This is a genomic window from Sphaerisporangium sp. TRM90804, assembly GCF_029846175.1.
GTDB lineage: Bacteria > Actinomycetota > Actinomycetes > Streptosporangiales > Streptosporangiaceae > Sphaerisporangium.
In genome coordinates this window covers 66,068-86,833 of sequence record NZ_JARWAC010000037.1, presented here as the reverse complement: position 1 = coordinate 86,833, position 20,766 = coordinate 66,068, and the positions used below count along the sequence as shown (strand labels likewise).

20 protein-coding genes are annotated in these 20,766 nt (G+C 73.2%); 16 read left to right on the top strand and 4 right to left on the bottom strand.

Annotated features, from left to right (window positions below; all coding sequences use genetic code 11):
• Nucleotides 1-22: 22 nt before the first annotated feature.
• The 10 genes from PYR91_RS34650 to PYR91_RS34605 all read left to right on the top strand — a co-directional run bounded on the left by PYR91_RS34650 (nucleotide 23) and on the right by PYR91_RS34605 (nucleotide 9,899).
• Complete coding sequence (locus PYR91_RS34650; RefSeq protein WP_279786944.1) at nucleotides 23-1,312, top strand: sugar ABC transporter substrate-binding protein; 1,290 nt, start codon at nucleotides 23-25, stop codon at nucleotides 1,310-1,312.
• 51 nt (nucleotides 1,313-1,363) lie between these two features.
• Complete coding sequence (locus tag PYR91_RS34645) at nucleotides 1,364-2,290, top strand: sugar ABC transporter permease (RefSeq protein ID WP_279786942.1); 927 nt, start codon at nucleotides 1,364-1,366, stop codon at nucleotides 2,288-2,290.
• A complete protein-coding gene (locus PYR91_RS34640) occupies nucleotides 2,287-3,186 on the top strand; it encodes a carbohydrate ABC transporter permease (protein WP_279786940.1) in 900 nt (299 codons plus the stop codon). Before PYR91_RS34645 ends, PYR91_RS34640 begins: the two co-directional genes overlap by 4 nt.
• Nucleotides 3,183-3,860, top strand: a complete 678-nt coding sequence (locus PYR91_RS34635) for a hypothetical protein (protein WP_279786938.1) — start codon at nucleotides 3,183-3,185, stop codon at nucleotides 3,858-3,860. The genes PYR91_RS34640 and PYR91_RS34635 overlap by 4 nt, the downstream gene beginning before the upstream one ends.
• Before the next feature lie 872 nt (nucleotides 3,861-4,732).
• Nucleotides 4,733-5,749, top strand: a complete 1,017-nt coding sequence (locus PYR91_RS34630; protein WP_279786936.1) for a tyrosine-type recombinase/integrase — start codon at nucleotides 4,733-4,735, stop codon at nucleotides 5,747-5,749.
• Between the two features lie 249 nt (nucleotides 5,750-5,998).
• Nucleotides 5,999-6,565 carry a TetR family transcriptional regulator gene (locus tag PYR91_RS34625; RefSeq protein ID WP_279786934.1) on the top strand — a complete coding sequence of 189 codons (567 nt, stop codon included), beginning with the start codon at nucleotides 5,999-6,001 and terminating at the stop codon, nucleotides 6,563-6,565.
• Between the two features lie 101 nt (nucleotides 6,566-6,666).
• Complete coding sequence (locus tag PYR91_RS34620; RefSeq protein WP_279786978.1) at nucleotides 6,667-7,080, top strand: YciI family protein; 414 nt, start codon at nucleotides 6,667-6,669, stop codon at nucleotides 7,078-7,080.
• Nucleotides 7,081-7,089: 9 nt separating this feature from the next.
• A complete protein-coding gene (locus tag PYR91_RS34615; protein WP_279786932.1) occupies nucleotides 7,090-8,325 on the top strand; it encodes a DUF6596 domain-containing protein in 1,236 nt (411 codons plus the stop codon).
• Between the two features lie 282 nt (nucleotides 8,326-8,607).
• Entirely contained in the window at nucleotides 8,608-9,033 is a 426-nt protein-coding gene (locus tag PYR91_RS34610; protein ID WP_279786930.1) for a helix-turn-helix domain-containing protein, read from the top strand.
• Nucleotides 9,030-9,899: an alpha/beta fold hydrolase gene (locus PYR91_RS34605; protein WP_279786928.1), complete on the top strand. Its 870-nt coding sequence runs from the start codon at nucleotides 9,030-9,032 to the stop codon at nucleotides 9,897-9,899. The genes PYR91_RS34610 and PYR91_RS34605 overlap by 4 nt, the downstream gene beginning before the upstream one ends.
• Before the next feature lie 97 nt (nucleotides 9,900-9,996).
• Here PYR91_RS34605 and PYR91_RS34600 read toward each other — a convergent pair whose 3' ends face one another.
• Nucleotides 9,997-10,575 carry a TetR/AcrR family transcriptional regulator gene (locus tag PYR91_RS34600; RefSeq protein ID WP_279786926.1) on the bottom strand — a complete coding sequence of 193 codons (579 nt, stop codon included), beginning with the start codon at nucleotides 10,573-10,575 and terminating at the stop codon, nucleotides 9,997-9,999.
• A gap of 52 nt (nucleotides 10,576-10,627) precedes the next feature.
• Between PYR91_RS34600 and PYR91_RS34595 the strand changes: the two genes are divergently transcribed.
• The 3 genes from PYR91_RS34595 to PYR91_RS34585 all read left to right on the top strand — a co-directional run bounded on the left by PYR91_RS34595 (nucleotide 10,628) and on the right by PYR91_RS34585 (nucleotide 14,759).
• Entirely contained in the window at nucleotides 10,628-11,746 is a 1,119-nt protein-coding gene (locus PYR91_RS34595) for an FAD-dependent monooxygenase (RefSeq protein ID WP_279786924.1), read from the top strand.
• A gap of 194 nt (nucleotides 11,747-11,940) precedes the next feature.
• Nucleotides 11,941-13,950, top strand: a complete 2,010-nt coding sequence (locus PYR91_RS34590; protein WP_279786922.1) for a TetM/TetW/TetO/TetS family tetracycline resistance ribosomal protection protein — start codon at nucleotides 11,941-11,943, stop codon at nucleotides 13,948-13,950.
• A gap of 113 nt (nucleotides 13,951-14,063) precedes the next feature.
• On the top strand, nucleotides 14,064-14,759 hold the full coding sequence (locus tag PYR91_RS34585; protein WP_279786920.1) for an SDR family oxidoreductase: 696 nt from the start codon (nucleotides 14,064-14,066) through the stop codon (nucleotides 14,757-14,759).
• Between the two features lie 297 nt (nucleotides 14,760-15,056).
• Here PYR91_RS34585 and PYR91_RS34580 read toward each other — a convergent pair whose 3' ends face one another.
• Entirely contained in the window at nucleotides 15,057-15,488 is a 432-nt protein-coding gene (locus PYR91_RS34580) for a RidA family protein (RefSeq protein ID WP_279786918.1), read from the bottom strand.
• 408 nt (nucleotides 15,489-15,896) lie between these two features.
• Between PYR91_RS34580 and PYR91_RS34575 the strand changes: the two genes are divergently transcribed.
• The 3 genes from PYR91_RS34575 to PYR91_RS34565 all read left to right on the top strand — a co-directional run bounded on the left by PYR91_RS34575 (nucleotide 15,897) and on the right by PYR91_RS34565 (nucleotide 18,978).
• Nucleotides 15,897-16,919, top strand: coding sequence for a tyrosine-type recombinase/integrase (locus PYR91_RS34575; protein ID WP_279786916.1), 1,023 nt, complete (start codon nucleotides 15,897-15,899; stop codon nucleotides 16,917-16,919).
• A 56-nt stretch (nucleotides 16,920-16,975) separates the two neighbouring features.
• Nucleotides 16,976-17,953, top strand: a complete 978-nt coding sequence (locus tag PYR91_RS34570) for an aldo/keto reductase (protein ID WP_279786914.1) — start codon at nucleotides 16,976-16,978, stop codon at nucleotides 17,951-17,953.
• 191 nt (nucleotides 17,954-18,144) lie between these two features.
• On the top strand, nucleotides 18,145-18,978 hold the full coding sequence (locus PYR91_RS34565) for a pentapeptide repeat-containing protein (RefSeq protein WP_279786912.1): 834 nt from the start codon (nucleotides 18,145-18,147) through the stop codon (nucleotides 18,976-18,978).
• Nucleotides 18,979-19,068: 90 nt separating this feature from the next.
• Here the strand turns inward: PYR91_RS34565 and PYR91_RS34560 are convergent, their stop codons facing one another.
• Together PYR91_RS34560 and PYR91_RS34555 are read right to left on the bottom strand one after the other, a co-directional pair.
• Complete coding sequence (locus tag PYR91_RS34560) at nucleotides 19,069-19,923, bottom strand: class I SAM-dependent methyltransferase (RefSeq protein WP_279786910.1); 855 nt, start codon at nucleotides 19,921-19,923, stop codon at nucleotides 19,069-19,071.
• Between the two features lie 148 nt (nucleotides 19,924-20,071).
• A complete protein-coding gene (locus tag PYR91_RS34555) occupies nucleotides 20,072-20,698 on the bottom strand; it encodes a TetR/AcrR family transcriptional regulator (protein WP_279786908.1) in 627 nt (208 codons plus the stop codon).
• Nucleotides 20,699-20,766 lie beyond the last annotated feature (68 nt).

Sequence of the window (20,766 nt, the reverse complement as noted above, 5' to 3'; positions counted from 1 at the left end):
TCACCGAAAGGAGACCGGATCGATGTCCACTGCCATCACCCCCCTCAGGAAGCACACGAAGATCCTCGGGGCCGCCCTCCTCGCGCTGGCGGTCACCGCGTGCGGCGGCGGCGCAGGCGAGACCAGCGGCGGCGGGGGGAGCACCACCCTCACCGTCACCGTGTGGAACCTGGCCAAGACGCCCGAGTTCACCGCGCTGTTCCAGGCGTTCGAGAAGGCGAATCCCGGCGTCAAGGTCAAGCCGGTGGACATCCTCGCCGACGACTATCCCGAGAAGGTCACCACCATGCTGGCCGGCGGCGACAAGACAGACGTGATCACGATGAAGAACGTGATCGACTACTCGCGCTACTCCAGCCGCGGACAGCTCCTGGACCTCACCGACCTGGCCACAGCCACCGACGCCGGCAAACTGGCCGGCCTGGACGCCTTCAAGGTCGGCGGCGGCGCCTACTACGCACTGCCCTACCGGCAGGACTTCTGGCTGCTGTACTACAACAAAACCCTGCTCGACGCGGCCGGCATCAAGCTCACCGACACCCTGACCTGGGACGACTACGCCACCTACGCCCAGCGCCTCACCTCCGGCACCGGCAACGACAAGGTCTACGGCACCTACCACCACACCTGGCGCTCGGTGGTCCAGGCCATCTCGGCCGCCCAGACCGGCGGCGACCAACTCGGCGGCGACTACACCTTCTTCACCGACCAGTACACGATGGCGTCCGGCCTGCAGAAGAACGGAGCCACGCTCGACTTCGGCACCGCGAGCGCACAGCAGGCCGACTACCGCAACATGTTCGGCACCGGCAAGACCGCGATGATGCCCATGGGCACCTGGTACATCTCCGGCATCCTGGAAGCCAAGAAGAAAGGCGAGAGCCAGGTCGACTGGGCACTGGCCCCCATGCCCCAACGCGCCGGCTCCACCCAGACCGTCACCTTCGGCTCCCCGACCGCCTTCGCGGTCAACAAACGCAGCCGCTCCGCCGACCTGGCCAAGAAGTTCGTCCAGTTCGCCGCCGGCAAGACCGGCGCGGAGGCGATCACCCAAGTCGGCGTCGTACCGGCGCTACAGGACCCCGCGATCACCGAGGCCTACTTCAAGCTGCCCGGCATGCCCACCGACGAGCTGTCCAAGAAGGCGTTCACCCCCGGCGAGGTCGTACTGGAGATGCCGGTCAGCGAGAAGGCCTCCGACATCGACACCATCCTCAACGAGGAACACCAGCTGATCATGGTCGGCGACAAGTCCGTCCCCGACGGAATCCGCTCCATGAACGAACGGGTCAAGAACGAGGTCCTCAACTAGAGGCATCGCGCGGCAGCCGCCCCCGCCGCCTCTCCACGACCAAGGATCAGCATGGCCTCTGCCACGACGCGCCCGGCGCCGATCACGCCGGGCCGCCCGCGCCGCCGACGGCTCTGGCGCGACACCCTGATCGGGTGGAGCTTCATCCTGCCCAACTTCCTGGGCTTCGCCCTGTTCACCCTCGTCCCGGTGATCGCCGCGTTCGGCCTGGCGTTCATGGACTGGGACTCCTACGGAACACCCGAATGGGCAGGGCTGGACAACTTCCAGCGACTGTGGGGAGACGAGAACTTCCACGTCGCCCTGCGCAACACCCTCTACTACGCGGCCGGCCACATCCCGCTCACCCTGCTCGCCTCCCTCGGCCTGGCGATGGCCCTCAACCGCAGGCTGCGCGCGGTCAACTTCTTCCGCACGGCCGCGTTCTTCCCCTACATCACCTCCCTCGTAGCGGTCGCCATCGTCTGGAACATGCTGTTCAACCCGACGGCCGGACCGGTCAACCTGCTCCTGGAGGCGATCGGCGTCCAAGACCCCCCGCGCTGGGTGTCCAGCACCGACTGGGCGATGCCCGCGGTGATCATCACCAGCGTGTGGCGCGACATGGGCTACTACATGGTGCTCTACCTGGCCGGCCTGCAGACCATCCCCAAGGAGTACTACGAGGCGGCCAAGGTCGACGGCGCCGGCCCCTGGCAGCGGTTCTGGGGCATCACACTGCCCTCGCTGCGCCCCACCACCTTCTTCGTCCTGGTCATGCTGACCATCCAGAGCTTCAAGGTTCTCGACCTGATCGTGGTCATGACCGGGGGAGGCCCGGGCCGCAGCACCCTGGTACTGGCCCAGCTCGTCTACCGGGAGGGCATCACCGAGGGCCAGTTCGGCTACTCCTCGGCGATCGCGCTCGTGCTGTTCCTCATCGTGTTCACCGTGACCATCGTCCAGTTCCGGATCAACGAACGGAGGAACGCGACATGACCGCGCTGCACGACCCGCCGGCCGACACCCGACGACCACCCCGGCACGCGGCACCGACGGACCCCGCGGGCTCCCGGCACCCCCGCGCCCGCCGCACCCTGACCTACGCCGGACTCACGGCGATGACGTCGCTGACGCTCATGCCGCTGGCATGGATGCTGTCCGCCTCGCTCAAACGCGACGCCGAGGTGCTGGCGATCCCGATCCAGTGGATCCCCGACGAACTACGCTGGTCGAACTTCGTGGAGATCTGGCAGCGCATACCCCTGGCCACCTACCTGGGCAACTCGCTGTTCCTGTCACTCACCATCACGTTCCTGCAGGTGCTGACCGGCAGCTTCGCCGCCTACGGATTCGCCAAGGTGCGCTTCCCCGGACGCGACGCCCTGTTCCTGGGCTACCTGGCCACCATCGCGGTGCCGTGGCAGGCCTACATGGTGCCGCAGTACATCATGATGCAGCGCGCCGAGCTGACCGACACCCACTGGTCGATCATCCTGCTGCAGGCCTTCGGCGCGTTCGGCGTGTTCCTCATGCGCCAGTACTACATGTCGATCCCCGACGAGCTGTGCGAGGCCGCCAAGATCGACGGACTCAGCGACTACGGCATCTACCGCCGCATCATGCTGCCGCTGTCCAAGCCGGCGCTCGCCAGCCTGGCCCTGCTGACGTTCGTCAACACCTGGAACGACTACATGGGGCCCTTCATCTACCTGACCAGCAACGAGCTGTGGACCGTGCAGCTCGGCCTGCGCTCCTTCATCGGCCAGTACGAGGCCGAATACGCCATGATCATGACCGGCGCCGTGCTGTCCGTCCTGCCGATCCTGGTCCTGTTCCTGTTCGGCCAGCGCTACTTCATCCAGGGCATCGCCACGAGCGGACTGAAAGGGTGAACGCGGTGCGAGGCCTGCTGCGCCCGGCCCGGCAGGAGACCTACGAGAAGGTCTTCGGCATGGTGTACGTCGCGCTGATGACGAACCTGCTGCTCGCCCTGTCGTGCGCGCCGCTGCTGCTGGCGCTGGCCGTCGTGCGAGACCCCCTGGCGACGTGGCCGTTCTTCGCCGTGCTGTCGGCGGTGTGCGCACCGGCGCTGACGGGCGCCTTCCGCTGTTTCACGCTGGCGGGGGAGGGATCCACCGCCGTGTTCGCGGCCTTCCGGGACGGCTACCGGCGCGCTTTCGGGCGAGCGCTCGCCGCATGGCTGGGCGGCACGACGGTCGTGAGCGTGCTCGCGGTGGACGCCGTGATCGTCGCACGTACCGCGTGGGGGCCGGCACTGGTGCCGTTCTTCGTGACCGCGGCCGGCTTGGCGGTAGCGGCGACGGTGGCCATGCTGGTCGTGGTGGCCGAGTCGCCGTCCAAGGTACGCCCCCTGATCCGGCCGTGCCTGTACCTGGTCGCGCGGCGCTGGTACCTGATGGCGCCGACCCTGGCGATTCTCGCGCTCGCCGTCGCGGTGGTGCTGGTCAAGCCGCTGGTCGGCGTCCTGCTGGCCCTCGCTCCGTTGCTGTACGCGGCCTGGGCGACGACCCGCTACACGGTCCTGCCGCTGCTGCCCGAGCCCTGACCCGGCATCGCCGGCCGGGGGAGTGGCCCCCTCGGATGCGCGAAGCGGCCTCCACCGCGCGGATCAGGCGACCGATCGAGCGCGCGGATCAAGCGAGACGGACACGGTGCTCAGGCGGATCGCTTCGGCCAGACGAGCAGCCGCAGAGATCACGACCCGTCTGGCACTACCCGTCTATGAATCGGATACAAGACAGAATTGACCTTCTGTACGGTATAGGAGTATTCGACCATCTTCGGCACACCGGGCAGTGCGGGTGCCTACGAACGATCCCTGCCCGTGACCCGCGCCGCCCGGGGCGACGCCCACCCGCGATCCGGACGGCGCACGGCGCCTCGCGTCGCGGAGAGCCGCCTTGCCGAACAGGCCGGTCCAGGCGTCCGTGAGCCCCGACCGAAGATCATCCCGCGAGGTAGATCATCCGCCGCGATCCGTCGCCGGACTTCGGCACGCCGGGATGTGTGGCGACGCGCGCCGTGCGGTGCGCGCCATCGCCGGCGATGCCCGCGATGGCGCGTTCGCCGCGTCACACGTGTACGCGTCTGGACGACGTCCGATGCGGCCCCTCTCGGCCGTGACCCTCGCGATTCATGCATAATCGCACTTATGCTGCAATTACCGGAGCGGGTCCCCTGCCGGTTCCGGTCGCCTCACGGGCGGCGTTCACCTCGGCTGGCGTCGACGTTCAGCGCGTTCCCGATGCCGGCTTTCGCCGAAGGGGCTCCGAAGTGCGTCACGCCTCGGGCCGGGCTCGCGCGGTGGGATGTGCGGCGGGTTCGGCGTGTCGCGGGACGATACGCCTGTATGCCGTGCATAATCGCAGGACCCGGGCACCGTTTCGAGGCTGCTCCCGCGCGGGAGCGGAGGCCGCCATGCACGATCACGAGCCGCCGGCGCTGACGCGCCTGCCGCGGGCCGCCTCGCAGTTCCTGGCCTCTTTGCGGGCCAAGAAGCTGTCCCCGCACACCCTGGCCGCCTACCAGCGTGATCTGCACCTGGTGACGGCGATCGCCGCCGGGCAGGCCGGGGTGCCGGCCGAGGAGCTGAAGGTGGCCGACCTGAGCGGGCGCCTGGTGCGTGAGGCGTTCGCCGACTTCGCCGACCCCCGCTCCCCCGCCAGCGTCAACCGCGCCTGGTCGGCCTGGAACCAGTTCCTGACCTTCTGTGTGGCCGAGGGCATGCTGGAGGGCAACCCGATGGCGGCCGTGCCCCGGCCCAAGCAGCCGGCCAAGGCGCCCAAGCCGCTGCTGGGCGACGGCTCGGCCTCGGCGACGCTGCTGGAGCGCATCGCCGCCGGGGCCCGCAAGGCCCGCGACCCGTGGGTGGAGCGTGACCTGGTGGTGCTGGCGCTGGCGCTGGTCACCGGCATGCGCTCGGCCGAGCTGCTGGGCGTGAGCCTGGGGTCGATCGGCGGCTCCCCCGGCGACCGGCGCATCCAGGTGCTGGGCAAGGGCGGCAAGACGCGGTCGCTGCCCATCGAGCCGCCGATCGAGTATCTGATCGAGGACTATCTGGACAGCCGGTTGCGCCGCTTCGAGCTGGCCTCGCTGCCGAGGTCGGCGCCGCTGCTGGTCGACAACGCCGGCCTGCCGTTGCGGCGCGGCGGCCTGCAGTACCTGGTCCGCCAGTGTTACCGGTACGCCGGGATCCACGACCGGGTGCAGAAGGGCACGCTGGTGCACGCGCTGCGGCACGAGTTCGCCACGCGGCTGGCCGAGCGCGGCGCCACGGCGCATGAGCTGATGGAGCTGCTGGGCCACTCCTCCATCGTGACCGGTCAGGCCTACGTGGCCTCGACGGCGCGCGAGGTGCGTGCCGCCGCGCGGGGCAATCCGGCGTATCGCGTGCTGGACGGGTTGCGGCCGGACGGCGCGGGCCCGGCGACCTGACTCCCCGGCGGGCGGGCGTCTGTCCGTGCTCCCTCAACCGTTCCCCGTTGAGCGGGTGTCCGGCCGTCACCCCTGGCGGATCCCCCCGGCGGACGGGTGTCTGGCCGTGCCCCCTTGACGGTCCCCCGGCGAGCGAGCGTCTGGCCGTTCCTCTGTGACGGTCCCCTTCCGGGCGGGCGGCGCGCGTTCACCGCCGCCACGGTAGATGACGGTTATAATCTATCGTTCGGGATCGACGGAGGTGGCGGGATGGGCCGGGTGTCACGGGCGCAGGCGCGGCAGAACCGGGAGCAGGTGGTGGCGGCGGCCGGGCGCCTGTTCCGCGAGCGCGGCGTGCAGCAGGTCAGCGTCGCCGATCTGATGGCCGAGGCGGGGCTGACCCACGGCGGGTTCTACCGGCAGTTCGCCTCCAAGGAGGCGCTGGTGGCCGAGGCGACCGAGCACGCCTTCGCCGGGATGCGGCAGCTGATGGAGGAGCGCGACCTGGAGCACCCCGGCGACCGGGAGGCGGCGCGGCGGGCGCTGGTGGAGTACTACCTGTCCCCCGGCCATCGTGACGATCCGGGCGGCGGGTGCGCCGCCGCCGGGCTGGGGCCCGACATGGCCCGCGACGACGGTGACGCGCCGGCCCGGGCGCCGTACGCCGAGGGGGTGCGCGAGTTCGCCCGGTGGCTGTCGGGCGGCCGGGAGGAGGATCTGGCGACGGTCTGTACGCTGGTGGGCGCGCTGGTGCTCGCCCGCGCCACCGCCGGGTCGGAGCTGTCGGATCAGATCCTGGCCGCGGCCCGCGGCGCGGTGTCGGCCGGCCGGGCTTAGGTTCGCGCCGCGGCGGGTGTCCGGAACGCGGCGGCGGCTTCGACGTCCCCGGTGAGCGGCGCCGCCGTGGTGCCCGCCGGAAGGAGTGGACCGTGAAGTACATGATCTTGCTGTACGGGTCGCAGAAGGACTACGACATGCTGACCGGCAAGCCCGGCGACGGGCCGGCCTGGTCGGAGCAGGACGTCGCCGAGATGCACGCGTTCATGGAGAAGTGGAACAACGACCTGGTGGAGTCCGGGGAGTTCGTCGACGCGCAGGGGCTGACCGCGCCCGTGCACGCCAGGCGGGTCCGTCTGGACAACGGCGTGCCGGTGGTGACCGACGGCCCCTACCCCGAGACGCAGGAGGTGCTGGCCGGGTACACGATCGTGGAGTGCGACGGCTTCGACCGGGCCACCGAGATCGCCGCCCGCCTGGGCGGCACCCCGTACCCGGCGGGCACCGACCTGGGCCGCGACTGGTACGCCGACGTGCGGCCGATCGCCGGTCCCGGGGCCGAACTGGAGCTCTGAAGCGTCCCGATGCCCGGTGCCGACGTCGAGGACCTGCTGCGCGGCCTGGCGCCGCAGGTCCTCGGCGCGGTGGTTCGCCGCTACGGCAACTTCGCCGCCGCCGAGGACGCCGCGCAGGAGGCGCTGCTGGCCGCCGCCGTCCAGTGGCCCCGCGACGGGGTGCCGGACAACCCGCGCGGCTGGCTGATCACCGTCGCCTCGCGCCGGTTGACCGACCTGCTGCGTGAGGAGCAGGCGCGGCGCCGCCGGGAGGACACCGTGGCCCGGTGGGCCCTGCCCGATCGGGGGGCGGACGCCGGGCGGCCGGGGCCGGCGTCCGATGACACGCTGATCCTGCTGTTCATGTGCTGTCACCCGTCGTTGTCGCCGGCGTCGCAGATCGCGCTGACCCTGCGGGCGGTCGGGGGGTTGGGCACCGCCGAGATCGCGCGCGCGTTCCTGGTGCCGGAGGCGACGATGACCCGGCGCATCACCCGGGCCAAACAGCGGGTGAAGGACAGCGGTGTGCGCTTCGCGCTGCCGGCGGGCGCGCAGTTGGCCGAGCGGCTGGGCGCGGTGCTGCACGTGCTGTACCTGATCTTCAACGAGGGGTATGCCAGCACGTCCGGGCCGCGCCTGCAGCGGGCCGAGCTGTCGGCCGAGGCGATCCGGCTGGCCCGCCTGGTGCGCCGGCTGCTGCCCGGTGACGGCGAGGTGGCGGGGTTGCTGGCGTTGATGCTGCTCACCGACGCGCGCCGCCTGGCGCGCACCGGGCCCGACGGCGCGCTGATCCCGATGGCCGAGCAGGACCGGGGCCTGTGGGACGCCGCGCAGATCGCCGAGGGGGTCGCGCTGGTCACCGAGGCGCTGCCCCGGGGGGCGACCGGGCCGTACCAGCTGCAGGCGGCGATCGCGGCGGTGCACGATGAGGCGCCGAGCGCGGAGGCGACCGACTGGGCGCAGATCGTGGCGTTGTATGAGGTGCTGATGGGCATCGCGGGCAACCCGGTGGTGGCGCTCAACCACGCCGTGGCGGTGGCCATGGCGAGCGGGCCGCGTGCGGGCTTGGAGCTGCTGGGGCCGTTGGAGTCCGACGGGCGGATCGCGGGCGACCATCGCCTGCGGGCGGTGCGCGCCCACCTGCTGGAGATGGCCGGTGAGCACGCGGCCGCTCGCGCCTGCTACGAGGAGGCGGCCCGGCGTACCGCCAGTTTCCCGCAGCAGCGTTACCTGCACGCCAGGGCCGCGCGCCTGTCCGGCGCCTGACCCGCGGCCCGTCTGCGCCGGTTGTCTACACCCGGGCTCCCCTGGCTTCCCCTCTCCCCTGGTTCTCCTGCTCCCGTGGTTCTCCGGCTCCTCGGGCCGTTGTGTGGCGGGTGTGCGGGGGCGGGGGCGGGGTGGAGCGTGCCCCTGTGCCGGGGCCGTGTCCCGTCGGGCGGGTGTGGCGTGCCGATTCGTCTGGTCCTTTCCGGCGTGTGGGGGTTCGGCACCCCTCGATTACCCATCCTTCCCTATCACTCCCAACAGTAGGGGTGTTAAGGTGCTTTTATGGAAGCAGGTCTTTACTCCGTCGATCAGGTCGCCGACCTGCTCGGCCTGCACGTCCGCACGGTGCGCGGCTACGTGCGCGAGGGCAAGCTCACGGCCGTGCGCATCGGCAAGCAGTACCGCATCGCCCAGCAGGACCTGGAGGCGTTCATCGGCCGTCCGGTCCCGGCGGCCGAGCCGGTACGGCGGCACCGGCACGTGGAGGTGTCGAGCATCGTCGAGATCGACGCGATCAGCCCCGAGACGGCCGGTCGGGTGTCCAGCCTTCTCATGGGCGCCGCCGGGAGTCGCCGCCCCGGGGAGCCGCGGCTGCGGGTGGAGACGGCCTACGACGAGGAGAGGGGTCGGATGAAGGTCATCGTCCTGGGCGGCCTGGGTGACAGCGCGCGGCTGCTGGAGTACATCGCCACGGTGGTGGAGCCGTGAGCGCCATCTACAAGACCGAGGCCGGCGGACGGGAGGTCCGCGAGCGGTACGTGCAGGCCCTGCGCGCCTGGCCCGTCCCCGGGGAGCACCGGCGCGTGCCGACCCGCGAGGGTGAGACGTTCGTGGTGGCCTGCGGCCCCGAGCACGCGCCGCCCCTGCTGCTGTTGCACGGCTCGGGCACCAACGCGGCGATGTGGATCGGCGACGTCGCCTCCTGGGCCGGGCACTTCCGCGTCTACGCCGTCGACATGATCGGCGAGCCCGGCCTGAGCGCCCCCTCCCGTCCGCCGCTGGACGGCGAGGCGTACGCGCACTGGCTGGACGACGTGCTGGAAGGGCTGGGGGTGGCGCGGGCGTCGGTGGTCGGCGCCTCGCTCGGCGGCTGGCTGGCGTTGGACTACGCCATCCGCCGACCGAGCCGGGTGAGCTGCCTGGCGCTGCTGTGCCCCGGCGGCGTCGGCAGGCAGAAGTACGGCTGGGTCGTGCGGGCTCTGCTGCTGAAGCCGTTCGGGCTCCGGGGGGCGCGCAGGACGATCAGGAAGGTCGCGGGGCTCGACATGCCGGGCGCCGAGCGGTTCCTGGAGGGCATGGCGGTGACGTTCGGGCGGTTCCGGCCGCGCACGGAGCGGCTGCCGGTGTTCTCCGACGCCGCACTGCGGGGGCTGAGCATGCCGGTGCTGGTCATCGCCGGTGAGCGTGACGCCATGCTCGACTCGGGTGAGACCGCCCGGCGGCTGGCCGACGCGGTCCCGCACGCGAAGGTACGCCTGCTGCCGGGGGTCGGGCACTCGGTGCTGGGACAGACCGAGGTCGTCCTGGCCCACCTGCGCGAGGCGACGGCGCCGGGCGGCGCCGGGCATCGGTGACCTGCCCGCCTCCGCCCGGCGGCGCCGGGCGCCGATGACGGGCTCGCCCGCGCCGGGCGGAGGCGGGCGCGCGGCGGGCGCGGGCCGCCGGTGTCGTTCAGGGTGCGGGGGCGAAGCCGTGCAGCAGGGCGCGGACGACGTCGTCGGGGTCGGGCGGGTCGAGGCTGAGCAGGCCCCGGTAGGCGACGAGCCCGGCGAACAGGTCGGTCAGCAGCCACAGGTCGCTGCCCGGGCGCAGTTCGCCGCGTTCGAGGCCGCGTTCGTAGACCGCCCAGGTGCGGGTCATGCGGTCGCGCATGCTGGTGCGGATCAGGTCGGCCACCCGGGGGTCGCGGCCGGCCTCGCCCAGCATCTGCCGGCTGAGGGTGGCCAGTCGTTCGTCGCGCCACACCGCGAGGGTGTCGTGGACCACCTGCCGCAGGTCCCCGGCGAGCGAGCCGGTGTCGGGGATGGCGACGTGGACGTCGAGCAGCTGCCCCAGCGCGTCCAGCAGCATGTCGCGTTTGGTGGCGTACCGGCGGAAGACGCTGGCCCGGCCCACGCCGGCGTGGGCGGCCACCTCGTCCATCGTGATCTCCAGGCCGCGCCGGGTCAGCAGCTCGGCGACGGCGGCGCGGATCTTGGCGTCGACGGCGGGATCGGGCCGGCGGCCCCGGGGGGTCGGACTGGTCGACATATGTGATACTTTCCGTATCCGATACTGGGAGTATCAATATTGGAGTGACGTCATGAGAGTACTGGTCGCCGGCGCGGGCGTCGCCGGACTCGCCGCCGCCCGAGCCCTGCTCAACGCCGGCCACGAGGTCCAGGTCTACGAGCGGGCGCCCTCCCCGCGCCTGGAGGGCGGTTCGGTGACCCTGTGGAGCGGCGGCACCGGCATCCTGGCCGACCTCGGCGTCGACCTGACCGGCGCCGGACGCCGCATCGACACCATGCAGACCTGGAACCACCGCGGCCGGCGCCTGCTCACCGTGGACGTCGCCGCCGTGGCCCGCCGCTACGGCACCCCCAACGTCCACCTGCCGCGCCGCCACCTCATCCAGCGCCTCGCCGCCGGCCTGCCCGACGGCGTGCTGCGCTTCGGCCACACCTGCGCCCACGTGGACCCCGAACGCGGCGAGCTCGCCTTCGCCGGCGGCGGCACCGCGCGCGGCGACGTCGTCGTCGGCGCCGAGGGCCGCGCCTCGGTGGTGCGCGACCTGCTGTGGGGCGCCGACCCCGGCCGCATGACCGGCTGGATCACCTGGCAGGGATACACCACCGGCCCGCCGGAGCTGGCGGGCTCGCACCGCGCCCTCATGGTCGTCGGCCCCCAGGGGCTGTGCGGGTTGATCCCCGCCGGCGAAGGCCGGCTGCTGTGGTGGTTCGACCACCGGACCGACCACCGCGAACCCCCGCCCGCCTCCCCCGCCGCCGCCCTGACCGAACGCTTCGGCCACTGGGCCTCCCCCGTGCCCGAGGTGCTCGCCCGCATCGGCGAGGCCGACCTGTTCCGCCACCACCGCCACCGCGTGCCGAAGGTCTGGGGCCGCGGGCGCGCCACCCTGGCCGGGGACGCGGCCCACTCCATGCCGCCGACCATGGCCCAGGGCGCCAACCAGGCCCTGGAGGACGCCTGGACACTGGCCCGCGAGCTGGACGGCCCCGGCCCGGTCGCCGACCGCCTGCGCCGCTACGAGCGCGCCCGCTCCCGCCGGGCCGCCCGCGCCGCCAACCTGGCCGCCACCGAGATGACCGACAGCCACCGCGCCCAGTCCCTGACCCGCCTGCTCCCCGGCCGCCTGGTCACCGCCGCCTACATCGCCTGGCTGCGCCGCGTCAGCACCTACCTGGCGAGCACCACCTGACCCCGCGCGCCGGCCGCCGGCGAACGCCGCGCCCCGGCGCGCCGGCGGCAATTCGGTTGCCCCCGGGGATCAACCTCTGCTGGACTGCCACGACGACGACCCGAGCACCCGGCCGATGAGGAGCAGCACGATGCGAGCAGCGTTCATGTCCCCCGAGAAAGGAACCCTCCTCCATCCAAAGGACATGACGCTCCGTGAAAACCCTCAACCTCGGCATCCTGGCGCACGTAGACGCCGGTAAGACCAGCCTCACCGAGCGGCTCCTGCACGCCGCCGGCGTCATCGACCGCATCGGCAGCGTCGACGACGGCGACACCCGGACCGACACCCTGGAGCTCGAACGCCGGCGCGGCATCACCATCAAGTCCGCCGTCGTGTCCTTCACCGTCGGCGACGTCACCGTCAACCTGATCGACACCCCCGGCCACCCCGACTTCATCGCCGAGGTCGAACGCGTGCTCGGCGTGCTCGACGGCGCGGTGCTGGTCGTCTCCGCCGTCGAAGGAGTCCAGGCGCAGACCCGCGTGCTCATGCGCACCCTGCGGCGCCTGCGCATCCCCACCCTCGTCTTCGTCAACAAGATCGACCGGCGCGGCGCCGACCACGAACGCGTCCTGCGCGGCATCGCCGACCGGCTCACCCCCGCGATCGTCCCCATGACCTCCGTCCGCGCACCGGGCACCCCCGCCGCCCGGTGCGCCGCCCGCACCGGCGACGACCCCGCCTTCACCGCCCGCCTGGCCGACCTGCTGACCGAGGCCGACGACACCCTCCTGGCCGCCTACCTGGAGGACGAGACCACCGCCTCCTACCCCCGGCTGCGCCGCGAACTGGCCGCCCAGACCCGGCGCACGGCCGTCCACCCGGTCTACTGCGGCTCGGCCGTCACCGGCGCGGGCGTGGACGCGCTGATCGACGGCATCGCCGAACTGCTGCCCGCGGCCGCCGGCGACCCCGGCGGCCCGCCCCGCGGCACCGTCTTCAAGGTCGAACGCGGCCCGGCCGGCGAGCGCGTCGCCTACGTCCGCCTGTTCTCCGGCACCATACGAACCCGCGACAGGCTGGCACTGCGCGACGGCCGGGAGGCCAGGGTCACCGCGATCAGCGTCTTCGACCACGGCCGCGACGTCCCGGCCCCCGCGCTCACCGCCGGGCGCATCGGCCGGCTCCGCGGCCTGGGCCAGGTGCGCATCGGCGACCCGATCGGCCCGCCGCCCGCCACGACCGTCGCCCAGCGGCACTTCCCCCCGCCCACCCTGGAGACGGTCGTCGTCCCCCGCCACCCCGGCGACAGGAGCGCGCTGCACCTGGCGCTCACCCAGCTCGCCGAGCAGGACCCGCTGATCAACCTGCGCCAGGACGACGACCGCCGGGAGGTGTCGGTCTCCCTGTACGGGGAGGTGCAGAAGGAGGTCATCCAGGCCACCCTCGCCGCCGACTACCACCTGGACGTCGCCTTCCGCCCGACCACCACCGTCTGCGTGGAGCGGCCCGTGGGCGGCGGCGCCGCCGCCGAGATCATCGACACGGCGCCCAACCCGTTCCTGGCCACCGTCGGGCTGCGCGTCGAGCCCGCCCCGGCCGGCGCCGGCGTCCTGTTCCGGCTGGGGGTCGACCTGGGCTCGATGCCGTACGCCTTCTTCGCCGCCGTCGAGGAGACCGTGCACGCGACCCTGCGCCAGGGCCTGCGCGGCTGGCAGGTCGTCGACTGCGCGGTCACCATGACCCACGCCGGGTACTGGGCCCGCCAGAGCCACGCCGGGGCCGGCTTCGACCCCAGCATGTCCAGCACCGCCACCGACTTCCGCCACCTGACCCCGCTGGTGCTGATGGCCGCGCTCAAGCGGGCCGGCACCCGCGTCCTGGAGCCGGTGCACCACCTGCGCCTGGATATCCCCGGCGACACCCTCGGCGCGGTGCTGCCGGTGCTGGCCGGGTTGCGCGCGATCCCGCGCACGACCACCACGCAGGCGGGCTCCTGTGTGCTGGAGGGTGACATCCCCGCCGCCCGGGTCCACGAGCTGGAGCGGCGGCTGCCGGGCCTCACCCGCGGCGAGGGCCTGCTGGAGTCGGCCTTCGACCACTACGAGCCCGTCCAGGGCCCGGCCCCCGCGCGGGCCCGCACCGACCACGACCCGCTCAACCGCGAGCACTACCTGCTGAAGGTCACGCGGCGCCTCACCGGGCGCGGCCCCGGCACGTGACCTGGCCGCGCCGGGGAGGGTCCTTCGAGGGACGGTTGGACATAAATAGATGACGGTCATAATCTATTGAGGGTGGGCGGGACCCGCCCGCCCACGCGACGAAAGGCACCACCATGAAGATCGAGAACTCCGTCGCCGTCGTGACCGGCGCCAACCGCGGCCTCGGCCGCCACCTCGCCACCCAGCTCCTGCGGCGCGGCGCCACCGTCTACGCCGCCGCCCGCAACCCCGCCGCCGTCGACATTCCCGGCGCCGTCCCGCTGCGCCTGGACCTCACCGACCCCGCCTCGATCACCCAGGCGGCCCGCACCGCCGCGGACGCCACCCTGCTGATCAACAACGCCGGCATCTCCACCCGCACCCCCCTGCTCGACGGCGACCCGGACCGCATCCGCCTGGAGATGGAGACCAACTTCTTCGGCCCCCTGGCCGTCACCCGCGCCTTCGCCCCCGTCATCGAGGCCAACGGCGGCGGCGCGGTCCTCAACGTGCTGTCGGTGCTGTCATGGCTGCACCCGGCCGACTACGGCGCCTACAGCGCCGCCAAGGCCGCCGCCTGGGCCATGACCGACGCCACCCGCCGGCAGCTCGCGCCCAAGGGCATCGACGTCGCAGCCCTGCACGTCGGCTACATGGACACCGACATGGCCTCCTACGTCGCCCCCGACGCCAAGACCGACCCCGCCCTCGTCGCCGCCACCGCCCTGGACGCCCTCGCCACCGGCGCCGCCGAGATCCTCGCCGACGAGCTCAGCCGAGTGGTCAAGGCCGGCCTCTCGGCCCCGGTCACCCCCCTCGCCGGCGCTTAGGCCTGACTCGGCGCCCAGCCCTGACGCCGACCGGCCCCGGCGCCGGGCCGCCTCCCCCCGGGCCACGGTGCCCGCCCGCCAGAGGCGCGGTCGTCCCTCTTCCAGACACGACGCCGCCGGCCACTTCCAGACCACGCCGCGGCCACGGCCCCGAGGTCTCGCCTGCGTGTGCGACCCGGCGTCTCGGCGGGCCCGCGAGCCGGCGGGCCTCGTCTGCGCGCCCGTGAGCGCCCACCGGTCACAGGGCCCAGGACAGGGCCCGCTCCCGCGCGCCCCGGTGACCGCCGCGACCGGCACTCAGCCCAGAGCGCCGACGGCCCTCGCGCCCCCCTCGGGCACCACGGCGGTGGCGGTGATCTCCACCAACTGCCCCGTGTAACCGAGGAACGCCACACCCAGCAATGTCGAGGTGTGCGGGCCGTCCGACAACCCTGACGCGCGCACCACCTCCCACACCCGCACCAGATCAGCCCGCTCCGGCCCGGCCACGTACACCGTGCTGGCCACCACATGCCGCAACCCACTGCCGACCGCGACCAGCGCCTCACCCAGGTTGGCCAGCACCTGCCGCGCCTGGGCCACCGCATCACCCGGCCCCACCAGCACACCCTCGGCGTCCAGCGGGACCGCGCCCGCCATGAACACCAGCCGCTCCCCCGCCTCCACCACGGCCGCGTGCGCGTACCCCGGCGGCGGGAACAACCCCGGCACGACCGTCCGAACAACCATCACGAACCCCCCGCACGACGCACCGGCACCCGATCGCGCCCATGATGACCGCACCCCCGCCAGGTGTCACCTCCTTTTCCCCTCCCCGCGACGACCTCCCCTCCCGCCCCACACGGCCTCCCCCCACCCGCGCCGCCCGGGCGGCATCGACCCTGCCCGGTCTCCCTCACCCGCGCCGCCCAGGCGGCGCCGACCCCTCACGCTCTCCCCCACCGCCTCGCCCAGGCGGCACCGAGGGCCGCACCGGGGCGAGCGGCCTCGCCGCCTCCCGCACCTCGCCGCCCGGGCGGCCCCGAGACGGACCCCGCCCAGCCCGCCCGGGCGGCGTGACCGCCGGGCCGGGCGCGGAAATGTCGGCCCCACGGGGTAGGTTCGGCCCGACCCTCGGGGAAAGGATCACACCCAGCGATGCGGCCCGCACACCTGAACCGCCTGTCCGTCCAGCAGTGCGCCGACCGATACCTCGACCTCGTCCGCGCCAAGACCGTCACCGGCGCGCTCTCCCCCGCCACCGCCGAGGTCTACGCCCGCGACGTCACCACCTTCGCCGACCTCGCCGGCCCCGGCCTCGTCCTCGACGACCTCACCGGCGAGGACGTCGACGCCGTCCTGCTCGCCTTCGCCCGCAAACCCGACGGCCGCCGCACCCACCCCGAGAGCGGCACCCAGAGCGCCTCCTCCCAGTCACGCTTCCGCCGCTCGGTCTCGGCGTTCTTCAAGCACGCCACCCTCGCCGGCTGGGTCCAGCTCAACCCCATGACCGCCGCCACCGTCACCGCCCGAGAACGCGGCGGCCTGCGCCCCGAACGCCGCGCCCTCACCCGCGAGCAGGCCCAGGGCCTGGTCGGCGCCGCCCGCGACCTCACCGCCGCCGAACCCGACGCCGGGCGCCGCGACCAGCGCACCCAGGTTCGCGACGCCCTCATCGTGCTGCTGCTGTCCACCCTGGGCCCCCGCGTCTCCGAGCTCGTCCGCGCCAACGTCGAGGACTTCTACACCAACGACGGCGTCCGCTACTGGCGCATCTTCGGCAAAGGCGGCAGAACCCGCGACGTGCCGCTCCCCCGCGACGTCACCGACGTCCTGGACACCTACCTCACCACCGCGCGTCCCGCCGCCGCCGACAAGGCCCTGCTGCTGTCCTGGCGCGGCCGGCGCCTGGCGCGCGGCGACGTCCAGGCCGTCATCGACCGCGTGCAACGCCACGTCGACCCCGCCCAGCGCCGCACCGTCACCCCCCACGGCCTGCGGCACACCACCGCCACTCACCTGCTCGCCGACGCCGTCGACATGGACGCCGTCCGCCGGGTCCTGGGCCACAGCGACCTGTCCACCCTGGGCCGCTACCGCGACGAGCTGCCCGGCGAGCTGGAGGTCGCCATGCGCGCCCACCCCCTGCTCCGCCGCCCCGCCACCGGCGGCGAACGCTGACCCGCCGCCCGCCGCCACGGCACGGCCGCTCCGCGACGCCCCTTACGATCGGGGATGTGGAGAACCGAGAACTGGGCAGGACAGGCAGGCAGGTCGGGGTCGTCGGTCTCGGCGCGTGGCAACTGGGCGCCGACTGGGGCCAGGTCAGCGAGGAGGAGGCGCTCGCGACGCTGCACGCGGCCGTCGACGCCGGGGTGAGCTTCATCGACACCGCCGACGTGTACGGCGACGGACGCAGCGAGCAGATCGTCGGGCGGCTGATCAAGGAGCGGCCCGGCCTCACCGTGGCCACCAAGATGGGCCGCCGCGTCGCCCAGGAGCCCGAGGCCTACACGCTGGACAACTTCCGCGCCTGGAACGACCGATCACGGGCCAACCTCGGCGTCGACACCCTCGACCTGGTGCAGCTGCACTGCCCGCCGACCCCGGTCTACTCCGACCAGGCCGTCTACGACGCGCTGGACACCATGGTCGACGAAGGCCGCATCGCCGCCTACGGCGTCAGCGTGGAGACCTGCCAGGAGGCGCTGACCGCCATCGCCCGGCCCAACGTCGCCACCGTGCAGATCATCCTCAACGCCTTCCGCCTCAAGCCGCTGGAGCAGGTGCTGCCCGCCGCGGCCCAGGCCGGCGTCGGCGTCATCGCCCGCGTGCCGCTGGCCAGCGGCCTGCTGTCTGGCCGGTACGACCAGCAGACGCGGTTCGGCCAGGACGACCACCGCAACTACAACCGCCACGGCGACGCCTTCGACGTCGGGGAGACCTTCTCCGGCGTCGACTACACCACCGGCCTGGCCGCCGTGGAGCGTCTGAAGCCGCTGGTCCCGGACGGCATGACCATGGCCCAGTTCGCGCTGCGCTGGATCATCGACCAGCCCGGTGTGAGCGTGGTCATCCCCGGCGCCCGCAACGAGCGCCAGGCCGCCGCCAACGCCGCGGCCGCCGGGCTCCCCCCGCTGGACGACCAGACCCGGGCCGCGGTCACCGCTGTCTACGACGACCTGGTGCGCCCCCTGGTCCACGACCGCTGGTAACCGGCCCGTCCCGCGAAGAATCCCCGCCGGCCGGGCGCCTAGGCCGCCCCCGGCGAGGCTCGCGGGCCGCGCACATCCCACCCGCGAGCCTCGCCCTTCTCACCAGGCGAGGGTGTTGTATTGAAGTACAGGGTGGGGTTCACCAAGCTGTCGGCTTTACAATGTAGATCACAAGACTTGGGGGAGGCACGTTGGCATCGGAGCCCGGGCCCGGCCGCGCCGGCGACGGCCTGCGCGAGCTGCGGGCCGACTGCGGGAGCTGCTTCGGGCTGTGCTGCGTGGCCCTCCCCTTCTCCGCCTCCGCCGACTTCGCGATCACCAAGGAGGCCGAGCGCCCCTGCCCCAACCTGCGCGAGGACTTCGGCTGCGGCATCCACGCCCGGCTGCGCGAGGAGGGCTTCGCCGGGTGCACCGTCTTCGACTGCTTCGGCGCGGGCCAGAAGGTCTCCCAGGTCACCTTCGCCGGCCGCGACTGGCGCGGTGACCCGCGCACCGCCCGGCGCATGTTCCAGGTGTTCCCGGTCATGCGCCACCTGCACGAACTGCTGTGGTACCTCACCGAGGCGCTGGCGCTGCCGCCCGCCCGGCCCGTGCGCGACGACCTGCGCCGCGCCCTGGAGCGCACCGACCGCCTGACCCGCGGCGGCGTGCCCGAGCTGGTGGAGATGGACCTGCCCGGGCACCGCGCCGAGGTCAACACCCTGCTCGTGCGCGTCAGCGAGCTGGTGCGGGCCCGGGTGCCGGGCCGCAAGCGGAACCACCGCGGCGCCGACCTGATCGGCGCCGACCTCAAGGGAGCCGGGCTGCGGGGCGCCAACCTGCGCGGCGCGCACCTCATCGCGGCCGACCTCACCGGCGCCGACCTGCGCACGGCCGACCTGATCGGCGCCGACCTGCGGGACACCGCGCTGGGCGGCGCCGACCTCACCGGCAGCATCTTCCTCACCCAGGCCCAGCTCAACGCGGCCAGGGGCGACGCCGCGACCCTGCTGCCGCCCGCCCTCGCCCGCCCCGCCCACTGGTAGCCCCTCCCCCGCCCGGCCCGGCGCTTCGAGCACGCTGTCGTGCGGCCGGCGGCCGGGCACCGGCCGGCCGGGACAGATCGGGTGCGGTGGTCAGCGACGGCGGGCCGTGACGATCCAGGCGCGCGAGTCGAAGTACACCCCGTCGTCGGTGTCGTGGGCGGCGAGGGTGGCGCGTAGCCGCGCGCGCGCCTGCTCGGCCGCCGCGGCGTCGAGGCCGGCCAGCAGGTCTTCGACCTCCCACAGGCGCAGCACGGCGTCGTAGGCGCCTGCGCCGTCCGGGCCGTAGTAGACGGGCGCGTGCACGTCGGTGAAGCCGACTTCCGCGAAGCCCGCGGCCGCCAGGACGTCTTCGGTGACGGCCGGGTCGGCCAGGGAGAACGGGCCCGGACCGCAGGCGGGTGCGGCGGGTGCGGCGGTGAGGCTCTCGCGGATCGCGCGGGCCCATTCGTTGCGGTCGCGGTCCTGCCAGACCAGCAGCACCAGGCGCGCTCCGGGGCGCAGGGCGCGCCCGATGTTGGTGAACGCGGCGACCGGGTCGGTGAAGAACATCGCCCCGAACCTGCTGATACACAGGTCAAAGCACGCCGCCGGGAAGCGGTGCGCCTGGGCGTCCGCCCGCTGGTAGGTGACGTTGGGCGGGCCCTGGTCGTCGGTGAGCCGGCGGGCCCGTTCGAGCATGCGCGCCGAGACGTCCACGCCTACGGCGCTTCCGGCGACGGCGGCGCGGGCGGCCTGGCGGGTGGACTGGCCCGTGCCGCAGCCGATGTCGAGCACACGGTCACGGGAGCCGACATCGGCCGCGGCGCGGAAGAGTTCGTTGTGCGCACGCAACTCCGCGTCGTAGTCGAACAGATCGGCCTGCGCGGCCCCGCGCTCACCACCGGCGGCCGGCTCGGAGTCGGGCCGCATCCGGTCGGACGAGCCGCGGGAGACGTGATCGCTCATGGGTCCCACGCTAGGCCGGGCGCCCCATCGGTGAAAGCGATGATCCTCGATCATGTCAATCGCTTCAGGCGATGGTCCTCGCCTGGGCGGGCGTTCACGCCCGACCGCGGCGTCCGGCGGCGGATCGGGCCCGGACGGCGGTGGCGGCTCACCCCGGGGAGCCGCCACCCGGGGCGGGCCGGGCGTCCAGGGCGCGCAGGATGAGCTCGACCAGACGCTCCAGGTAATCGGGCTCGACCGGGGCGTGGCGGACGCTCAGCCGCCAGTAGACGGGCGCGGCCAGCAGGTCGAGCGCGAGGTCGACGTCAAGGTCGGCGGGCAGCTCGCCCCGCGCGACGGCCCGGCGCAGGACCCGCGCGGCCAGGCCGCGCCGCGGCTCCCCGATGGCGGCGCGGATCGCCGCGGCCAGCACCGGGTTGCGCACGGCCTCGGCGGTGAGGTCGGGAAGGATCGTCGCGAACAGCGGGTGGGTCAGCCACCCGTGGACGGAGCGGACCATGACCAGCAGGTCCGCGCGCAGCGACCCGGTGGCGGGCACCTCCTCGGGCGAGACGCTGAACTCCGCCAGCACCGCGAGCACCATGTCCTGCTTGGACGGCCACCGCCTGTACAGGGCGCTCTTGCCGACCCCGGCCCGCCGGGCCACCGCCTCCATCGACAGCCGCGCGTAGCCGCGCTCGGCCAGCTCCTCCAAGACGGCCTCGCTGATGGCGGAGGTGATCTGCGGCCGCAGGACGGCCGCGCCGGTCGGCGCACGCCGCGGGTTCTCGGTCATGGCACCAGCATAGGCAGGGACGGGCCGGGCCCGTCCCGTTCTGTTCCGGGGTAGGGTCATGGATGGGA